We start from the raw sequence: 9965 nt of genomic DNA on the forward strand, positions 1-9965 counted from the left end.
AGGAGTAAAGCCATGAATTCAATGATTACTTGCCCGTATTGCAAGAAATCCTTCGAGATCTCTGATGCTATTCAGCATCAGATTGAGGAGGAGCTGCTTAGGGCTAAAACTGAGCAATCTGAAACTCTGCGGAAAGAATTTGATATTCAAGCCGAGGCGAAACTCAAGCAAGCTGTCCAAAGCGCCGTGAGCGAGACTCAACAAGCTGCTGAACTTCTGCTTGCTCGGGAACGGCAAGCCGCTAAGCTCGAACTGGAAAAGGCAAAGCAATCTACTGAATTTGAGGTCGAAAAGGCAAAGCAGTCTACAGAGCTTGAAAGCGATCGGCTCCGCCAGCAAGCTGAAAGTGCAAAAGAGAGCGAGAAACAGTTGCGTGAGCAGATGAAATCCCTGCTCGAAGAGTTAAGCAAGGCTAATAAAGCGAGAGAAGACGCAGAAATTGCCGCCCGTAAGGAACTTTTGGAAAAAGAGAAACTCATTCGCGAGGAAGCGGCTAGCCGAGCCTCTGAGGATTTCAACACGAAAATCCGCGAGCAAGAGGAAACCATCAATAGATTGCGTGAGCAGCTTACCGCCGCAAAACAGGTGGCAGAGCAAGGGTCACAGCAGTTACAGGGTGAAATTCTCGAACTTGATATTGAGCAAGCCTTACGCGCGGCCTTCCCTTTTGATACTATCGACGAGGTAAAGAAAGGCGAACGCGGCTCCGACATTCGTCAGGTTGTCAATGAGCAGTTCTATCAAAACTGCGGACTGGTTCTATGGGAATGTAAGAACGCCAAGACATATCAAGCGGGCTGGTTAGGGAAATTAAAAGACGAGCTAGCAACCGAGAAAGCTCAAATCGGCGTGATTGTGTTTAATCCAACAGACGGAGGCGGTGACGATTTTAAACAGCTTGCGGATAACATCTGGCTTGTAAAACCCCGCTACACTATAATGCTCGCCACATTTTTACGCGATGTCTGTGTCAAGGTGGCTGTTGCCAACCGTAATGCCGAGGGTAAGGACGTAAAAATCGAGATGATTTATAATTACCTGACTGGCGGTGAATTCAGCAACCGCATCCGGTATATCATTGAGTCATATGATGAAATGGCAAAACAACTTGACACCGAAAAGAAGCAAGCCCAGAAGCGGTGGGCAGCGCAGGAGAAAATCCTGCAGAAGGTAACCAGCAGCCTTTATGGTATGAGTGGCGACCTGCAAGGTATTGCTGGCAAGGAGATTATTGCGCTTCCAGGACTCGATATTGATGGAGACGTGAGCTATACGGCAGCGTCGAAAAACGAAGAATCACCTAAAAAAATAAGTATTTCAGGGAGGGATGAAGATGAATACTAAAATGACTTCAGCGGTTGAGCACATTGCTCTTGATGCCGCCACATTTCACAGTGTACCTTTCACTCCTACTCTGATCAACTTCATATATGGAAACAACGGCACTGAAAAATCAACAATTGCTAGGGAAATTGGTACTGACAGCGGCATTGCCTGGCAGGATGGAAAATCTGCCGCCGATTATAGTGTGCTGGTATATAATCAGGAATTCGTGGACGCTAACTTCCGTAACTACGGTAATCTTAAAGGCGTGTTCACCGTCGGCGAGCAGAACATCGAGATTCAAAACTCAATTGCAGAAAAGACACAGCAAAAATCCGAGCAGGACAAATTAGCTATAGAGCGAACCACCGAAAAAGAACGCAAAGAATCAGCAAGAGAGACTTTACTCGGTAATTTTCAAGATGGTTGTTGGAATAAGACAAAAAGCATCCGCGATGCGTTCGACGCTACACAGACCGGGTTCAAGCGCAAGGCACAGTTTGCTGACCGTGTACTTCAAATAGCTAATCCGACTGAACACAACACAGAGGAACTGAAATCATTATATGAAACTGCGTTTGATCCAAATGCTCGTACATACAGGGAGTTCCAACAATTAGGCAGAGTGACAAGGCTGAAAGACTCAAACGGCAACGACCTACTTGCCAAGCCAATCACAAGCAGTGGAAACACGCCGTTTGCTGGCTTCATTAAAGCCTTAAACGCAACGGACTGGGTACGGCAAGGGCATGAGCATTTCACCGGCACAGCTGACGGCAAATGCCCATACTGTCAGCAGGAGTTGCCTAGCGATTTTGAAGAGCAACTCGCCGCCTGCTTTGATGCCCAATACCAAGAAGATATCGATGCACTCCGCAACTTTTACGAAGATTATCAGAGCGATATGCAGGGCTTTGTCGAGTTGCTGAAGGCAAACTTGCAAGACGTGTTTCCAAAAATCAGCACCAAGGAATATGAAGGCAAACTCGCTTTTTTTCAAAAACTGATTGAGAGCAATCTACAGATAATTGCTTCAAAAATTAAGGAGCCATCTTCTGTAGTTGCTATTGATAATGACGCGGTAAAGACTGTCCGCGAGGAGTTGAACGAGCTTATCGCTGGATTCAATCAGCTTATCCAAGCCAACAACTCAGTGGTCAATGCCAAGCAACAGAAACAGGCGGAGTGCAAGACTAAGGTTTGGGAACTCATTGCATTTACACTCCAGAGCGTGGTTTCATCGTATAAAACGAGCCGGACGAATCTGGACGGTGAAATTGTGGCGTTGACAAAGCAGATTAATGATACCCGTAGCGCTTTACGGGCGTTTGAGACTGAAATTGCCGACCTCAACAAGCGGATCGTCAGCACCGCGCCGACCATAAAGAGCATTAATGACCTGCTCCGTGATTCCGGTTTTCAAGGCTTTATCCTTCGTGAAAAACGTGGTCAGCAGAATGTCTATGAAGTGGTCCGCCACGACGGTCAAGTCGCCGCTAACCTCAGCGAGGGCGAGCGAAACTTCATAGCTTTTCTATACTTTTATCACCTTGTACGCGGTAGCCATAACGATGCCGATGTCAGCAAGGACAAGATTGTCGTTATCGATGACCCTGTTTCTAGCATGGACAGCAGCGTTCTGTTTATTGTCAGCACATTGGTGCGGGAGATGGTCGAGGTCTGTCATAATAACGCCAGCTACCTGGATAACCAGGTGGAGGGCGACTATATCAAACAGATTTTCATACTGACTCATAATGTATATTTCCATAGGGAAATAACATACAACCAGACGCACCGCTACCAATGCGTTTCGTTCTTTGTTGTGAACAAGGCGAGCAATAATTCGTCGATAAGACATTGCGTGCGACCAAGCCAAAAAATACCCACAGAAAACGAGAATTTTAACCCCGTACAGAACTCTTATGCTGCCCTTTGGAGTGAGTACCGTGAGGTTGACACAGTAATTCCGGTGTTGAACGTCATCCGGCGCATTCTGGAATACTACTTCATGCAGCTTTGCGGTTACGACGGAGTGAATGTCCGAAAGCGGGTTCTGGAAGAGAATAAGGATAAATTCGTTGTGACTCCTGCGGAAGGCTTACCTGATTATACGAAATATCATCTTGCCTCAGCTATGCTTTCCTATATAAGTGTCAACTCCGTCGGACTGAGCGATGGCTTGAATTATGTTGATGACTGTGCCGACATTACCCTATATAAGGACGTGTTTAAGCTGATTTTTGAAGCCCTGCAGCAGGAGCAGCACTACAACATGATGATGGGCGAGGATATATAATAATTGCAATAGGCGGAGGGAAAAGTTATGGAAAATGCATATCAATGGGTGCCGTTTTACGAGGCGCTTGCAGACAAGCTGCTTGCATACAGCAATAAACGAAGTGAGCTCTATGAATTGATAAAAAAGGTTACATCAGAGCAGCCGCTTATGAAGTATCTCCATTTTGAGCGGGAAGACTGGTGGGGACCGCGCAACCATCAAATTGATCCGTTTTCTGTTATTGGGGTTATGAATCGCGGTACGACCGATGCGAATCGTACCGCGCTGGCGAAAGTCCTCTCTGGAACTTTTGATATGCAACTCCCCGCTCCAACCCAGTTTACAGGTATTCCTGTGATGGATAATAGGAAGTCTTTCTTTGCAGGGCCTGATGAGATTTGGGAGTTGTTCATTCTTGCGATGGAAGTTGCTAAAACAAACATCTTCTCTGATGAATTCAAAAAAGCATTTGAAAAGGCTATCGCTGTCAATGGGAACGGTCTGGCTTATGTCACTATGGGACTTTATTGGATGCGCCCCAACGTGTTTATGCCCCTTGATGGCAATTCGCGTGCTTTCGTGTCTGCCCACTATGGAATAACCGCTCCGAGTGGCAGTTGCACAGGTGACGAATATGTGAAGTTTTTAGAGTCCTTGAAAAATGAACTTGCTAAACAAGAATCTGAGATTTCGTTTCCGGAACTATCTCACAGCGCATGGACTGAAAAAAGTACAAGCACTACATCTGAGCCAGAAGTGCCTGCTGCAAGCGGACAAAATGTGATGCAGAGTGTGGCAACAGCACCAGTAGATAAAACCACAAAGTTTGCAAAGAATCTCATTCTCTGCGGAACTCCCGGTACGGGTAAAACCTACAGCACCGTACTTTATGCTGTTTCGATTATTGAGGAGAAACAGCTTGATACCATCAAATCCGAGGAGTATGCAGCTGTATTCAACCGTTACTTAAAATATAAAGATGATGGTTTAGTAGCATTTACTACCTTTCACCAATCGTTCGGTTATGAGGAGTTCATTGAGGGGATACGCCCCGTAGTATCAGCGGAGGAAAACGCTGAGACAGGGCGGGAAATTGAATATGAGGTACACGACGGGATTTTTAAGTCCTTCTGTGATAAAGCCGGAACGCCAATTGGCAGTGGTGCGAGTGTGGATTTGGGGATTGGCAAGAGTCCATCAGTTTGGAAGGTTTCCCTTGAAGGAACTGGTGATAATCCTACGCGTACCGAGTGCATGGATAATAACCATATAAGAATCGGATGGGACGGATATGGTGAAACAATCTCCGATGCCACGGACTATAGTAATGATGGCGGCAGTACCGTATTGAATGCCTTTTATAACCGGATGCAAATCGGCGATATCGTTATGTCCTGCTATTCAAGCAAAACGATAGATGCAATCGGCGTTATCACAGGCGAACCGGAATGGCATGATGAATACCAACACTACAAGCGACTACGTAAAGTAAGATGGCTTGTTAAGGGAATAAATGAGGATGTAGTTGACCTTAATGCTGGAAAAACAATGACTCTTTCATCGGTTTATAAGCTGTCGGTATCTGTGTCCGATGCTCTTCAGATCCTCAGGAAGGCAAAACCAACTCTTTTTACGCAAAATGTAAAAATTCCGAACCGTGTTTTTATCATAGACGAGATCAATCGAGGCAACATATCAAAAATCTTCGGTGAATTGATAACCCTTCTCGAACCGTCAAAGAGAATTGGGGCAAAAGAACAGCTTCGTGCCATGCTGCCATATTCAGGACAGCATTTCGGTGTGCCGGATAACGTCTACCTCATCGGTACAATGAATACCGCTGACCGGTCTATCGCCCTTATTGATACCGCATTACGTCGCAGGTTCAGCTTTGTAGAGATGCACCCTGAATCATCGACACTTACCGATGTTCTTGTTGATGGTATAGACATTTCCCAAATGCTTGATACTCTCAATAAGCGCATTACTGTTTTACTAGACCGCGAACACACTATTGGGCATTCCTATCTGCTGTCGCTAAAAAATGCTCCAACGATTGAAAATCTTGCTGCAATTTTTGAATATACGATAGTGCCACTCTTGCAGGAGTATTTCTACGATGATTATGAGAAGATTCAGCTTGTGTTAGGCGACAACCAGAAGCCAGATGATAGTACACGCTTTATTGTAAAAAAGACTGATGCCGTGAAACTTTTCGGGAACGCCGACATTGACTTCCCTGAATACTTCGAGATTAATAGTGCGGCATTTAAGAGGATAGATGCCTATGCGTTCTTGTAATAAGACTTACACTATACCGGAATATGGTGGGTTTACGCGCGGTGTGGCTCTATATGGTTATCAGGGGTTGCCCGAAAGAACCTTTGACGCCCTTGAAGCATTTATTCTCGCCAACAACACAGGCGCGGAGACTGAGGCTGTCGAACTGCTTTCACTCTCCGCTCGAAGAGGTGTGGGCAAGATTATCACCGCCCGAAATTATGTAGGTTTGATAACCATGACTGATGGAACGGTCATAGAAATTCTGCCTAAAATAGCGGGAGCAAATTTATCTGAGGGAGAAACGAAGCAGATATTTCTTGAAATGTTGAAAACGCTAAAAGATGTATCATTTAAGAATTTCAACGTTTCCAGTCTTCGAACTGATCACCTAAGCCTGCTCGAGATTTTTATTAAAATGTTCATTGACGAGGTCGCAATCCTCACCAAGCAAGGGTTAAAGGCTGCATATATGCCGGTTGAGGCAAATGAACGGTTTTATAAAGGGAAACTGCTGGCTTCCCAAAATATCAAATATAATCTGGTTAGTCGCGAGCGGGTTTTCGTTCGCTATGATGATTTCAATCTAAACAGGCCGGAAAACCGTCTGATAAAGTCCACGCTCGACTTCTTGTTGAAAACTACAGCTGATGCGAACAACCGCCGAAACGCAATGCGGCTACTATCTTTTTTTGATAGAGTGGATTATTCCAAAAGTGTGGATTCAGATTTCTCGAAGTGCTTTGTTGACCGCAGTATAAACCACTACGAAAAAGCTATCTCATGGTGCCGTGTTTTTCTGAAAGGAAACAGTTTTACCGCATTTTCTGGAAGTGCGATTGCACTTGCCCTCTTGTTCCCGATGGAAAAAGTGTTTGAGAGTTTCATTGCGTCTAAATTCCGCAAGCACATCGGAAACGGTGTGAATTTACGGACGCAGGATACGAAATATAGTCTGTTTGACAGCCCGACTCGTGCTTTTGCGCTACGTCCCGACCTCGTTTTGGAGTTCGGTGGGAATACGGTTATTATGGACACCAAGTGGAAGTTGCTGTCCGACAACGTACGAAACAGCGGTATTTCGCAATCTGATATGTACCAAATGTATGCTTACAGCAAGAAGTATAATGCGGAAGGGATTGCCCTGTTGTATCCTCATTCCGATGCTGTAAGTAAAACAGACATAAGGTACGTATCTGACGACAATGTCAATGTGCGGGTTTCATTTGTTGATCTTAGAAATGTGGACGATAGTATTTCCAAGTTGTTATCGGAGGTGTGCTGATGCCCTTTACCATAGTCCGACAGGACCTAACGAAAATGAAAGTTGATGCCATCGTCAATGCAGCGAACACTGCACTACAGATGGGCGGAGGAGTTTGTGGGGCCATATTTAAGGCGGCAGGCGCGTCTGAATTGCAAACCGCCTGCGCCAATCTCGCGCCGATTCAAACTGGCGATGCGGTCATTACACCAGGCTTCGGGTTACCCGCTAAGTTTGTTGTGCATACAGCTGGACCAGTTTACCGTGGTGGCAATAACGGTGAAGAAGAGCAACTGCGCCTTTGCTATATAAATAGTCTGAACCGAGCGCTGGAGAACAAGTGCAAAAGCATAGCATTTCCGCTGATTTCAAGCGGTATATATGGCTACCCGAAAGACGAAGCCTTGCGCGTTGCCACGGGAGCTATCCAAAACTTCCTCAGAGAACACGAGTTGGATGTATACCTTGTTGTATTTGATAAGGCGGCGTTTTCGCTAAGTGAGAAGCTTATAGGTGAAGTTGAGAGCTATATTGATGAGCATTATGTTGCTGAACATAAATTTACTCGGCGTGAATTGCTTGATATTGAGCGCGAATCCCTTGAGGAATCTGACCTTATCAACTATAACGCGCCATCACCTATGCAAGCACCGACGGTTGGCACAGGTATTGATGAGTTAGTAGGCAGCCTGGACGAGCCTTTCTCAGAGACGCTCCTGCGGTTGATTGATGTCAAGGGCAAGACGGACGTGGAAATCTATAAACGCGCCAACCTTGATCGAAAGTTGTTTTCAAAAATCAGAGCCGGAAAAGGATATACACCAAGTAAACGCACAGCGATTGCCCTTGCAGTAGCGTTGGAGTTGTCGCTTGATGAAACGGATGACCTTTTGGAGCGGGCTGGCTATGCCCTGTCCCACAGCCAGAAGTTCGATGTTATTGTCGAGTACTTTATTGTCAGCAGGAAGTACGATATTTTTGAGATTAACGAAGTGCTGTTCAAATACGACCAGCCGTTGCTGGGAGGGTGAGCATGCAAAATAGATATGCTGGAGATGTTGGGGATTTTGGGAAAATTGGTTTACTTCGGCAAATCAAAAGGTCAGAACTTAGCATTGGCGTAAATTGGTACTTGGCTCCAGATGAGAACCACAATGCCGACGGTAAACATATTGGATATACAACAGATCCAAGATATAACAGCTGCGATGACTCTCTGAGAGATTCTCTAAAAGCAATAGTCAATAATCAGCGCAGCGTTTCGGCGTTAGAAAATATGAATCTCATTCCAAATGCCGTTTATTATCACGAAGTGCTTTGTTCGCCATCGAGAACTTTCTCACGCAGAGATTGGCATATAAAAGCATTAGAAGTGCTTAGGTGTGCGGATGTTGTTTTCCTTGACCCAGATAATGGATTGCTTGTAAAAAGCGTATCCGCTGGGTCCGCAAAAAGCAATAAATACGTGGTCCCAAGCGAGATTGCCGATTATTTTGCCGCCGGAAAAAGCGTAATCATTTACAATCACCGCTGCCGAGAGCAAGAATCAGTCTATTTGCAGCGTTTTAGTTGGATGCATGAAGACTTAATCCTAAAGAATGCAGTTATCACCGGCGTAACGTTTAAGCGAGGTACAGTTCGAGACTACATATTTGTATTGCAACCAAGTCATGCGTCAAAAATCATAGAAAGCGTGGATAATATGCTCCAAAGCCCATGGAGAAATCACTTTGCAAAACTCGACTTATCACTCTGATTATGTCGCTTGAAAAGCGACCGGCTGCCCTTCCGAATTTGTTATCCTTAAGTCACAACAAAACTTAAGGAGGACATGGAAATGAAAAAAGGATTAACTGAATTAGTATTTATACTGGATAAAAGCGGCTCTATGGGTGGGCTGGAAACTGACACTATAGGTGGTTACAACTCGATGCTTGCCAAACAACAGACGATTGAGGGAGAATGCCATATCACAACCGTGTTATTTGATAACAACTATGAGTTGCTCCACGATCGCATAGACATTAAGGCAGTCAGCCCAATTACTGAGAAGGAGTACCAGGTTGGCGGTTCAACCGCGCTCCTTGATGCCATCGGTAGGACAATCCATAAAATCGGTAATGCCCAGAAGCATACCGCCGATGATTACCGCGCCGAAAAAGTAATGCTTGTCATTATCACGGACGGTGAGGAAAACTCCAGCCGAGAATATTCAGCAGAAAAGATCAAGGCTCAGATCGAAAGACAGAAGACAAAGTACAGCTGGGAGTTTATCTTCCTTGGCGCGAATATCGACGCTGTGCAGACAGCTTCACGCTTCGGCATCGCACCCGATCGCGCTCAGAATTATCACGCTGACAGCGAGGGCGTGGAGCTCAACTTCCGCGTGATGAGCGAAGCGGTCGCCACATTTCGTGAGTGCTCTGCTATGCCGGAAGGATGGAATGACGAGATTCAAAAGGATTATAAGAAACGTGGGGGACGGAAATAAACTATAGACACATTCCCGCGAACGGATATAAATAGATAATACCGTGGACATATTCCCGCGGAAGGAAACAACCGCAAAATCGCCATCGACGTATTCCCTCGCACGAAAAATCAGCCAAACACAAACCCGACATCAATCTGATGCTATCGTTCCACGTTGAGACGGTAGCGTTGATAGAGTCTAGATAGCCTGATATCATCGCTTTCGGGGCATTTAGCCCCTTTATTTTTTGAGCTTTTTTCCGTTTTTGAGCGTCCCAGGAACATATTGGGAAATAATTCCGGCCCCCGGGGGTACACAATGCACGAAATTATGGGGGTACCCCG

The 9965-nt window shown here is 45.5% G+C and carries 7 protein-coding genes; all 7 read left to right on the forward strand.

Annotated features, from left to right (window positions below; all coding sequences use genetic code 11):
- Positions 1–12 precede the first annotated feature (12 nt).
- The 7 genes from AC6I5A_RS06890 (at position 13) to AC6I5A_RS06920 (ending at position 9639) form a co-directional block, all read left to right on the forward strand.
- Positions 13–1344 carry a DUF2130 domain-containing protein gene (locus AC6I5A_RS06890; RefSeq protein ID WP_034613415.1) on the forward strand — a complete coding sequence of 444 codons (1332 nt, stop codon included), beginning with the start codon at positions 13–15 and terminating at the stop codon, positions 1342–1344.
- Positions 1334–3622 (forward strand): AAA family ATPase, encoded by a 2289-nt coding sequence (locus AC6I5A_RS06895; RefSeq protein WP_034613418.1) that lies wholly within the window; start codon positions 1334–1336, stop codon positions 3620–3622. Before AC6I5A_RS06890 ends, AC6I5A_RS06895 begins: the two co-directional genes overlap by 11 nt.
- A gap of 27 nt (positions 3623–3649) precedes the next feature.
- Entirely contained in the window at positions 3650–5905 is a 2256-nt protein-coding gene (locus AC6I5A_RS06900; protein WP_034613419.1) for a DUF8426 domain-containing protein, read from the forward strand.
- A complete protein-coding gene (locus tag AC6I5A_RS06905; protein WP_034613421.1) occupies positions 5892–7169 on the forward strand; it encodes an McrC family protein in 1278 nt (425 codons plus the stop codon). The genes AC6I5A_RS06900 and AC6I5A_RS06905 overlap by 14 nt, the downstream gene beginning before the upstream one ends.
- Positions 7169–8179, forward strand: coding sequence for a macro domain-containing protein (locus AC6I5A_RS06910; protein WP_034613422.1), 1011 nt, complete (start codon positions 7169–7171; stop codon positions 8177–8179). The genes AC6I5A_RS06905 and AC6I5A_RS06910 overlap by 1 nt, the downstream gene beginning before the upstream one ends.
- A 2-nt stretch (positions 8180–8181) precedes the next feature.
- Positions 8182–8904 (forward strand): hypothetical protein, encoded by a 723-nt coding sequence (locus AC6I5A_RS06915; RefSeq protein ID WP_034613425.1) that lies wholly within the window; start codon positions 8182–8184, stop codon positions 8902–8904.
- Positions 8905–8985: 81 nt separating this feature from the next.
- Entirely contained in the window at positions 8986–9639 is a 654-nt protein-coding gene (locus tag AC6I5A_RS06920) for a vWA domain-containing protein (protein ID WP_034613427.1), read from the forward strand.
- The last annotated feature ends 326 nt before the right edge of the window (positions 9640–9965 follow it).

The organism is Desulfosporosinus sp. Tol-M2 (assembly GCF_059735615.1).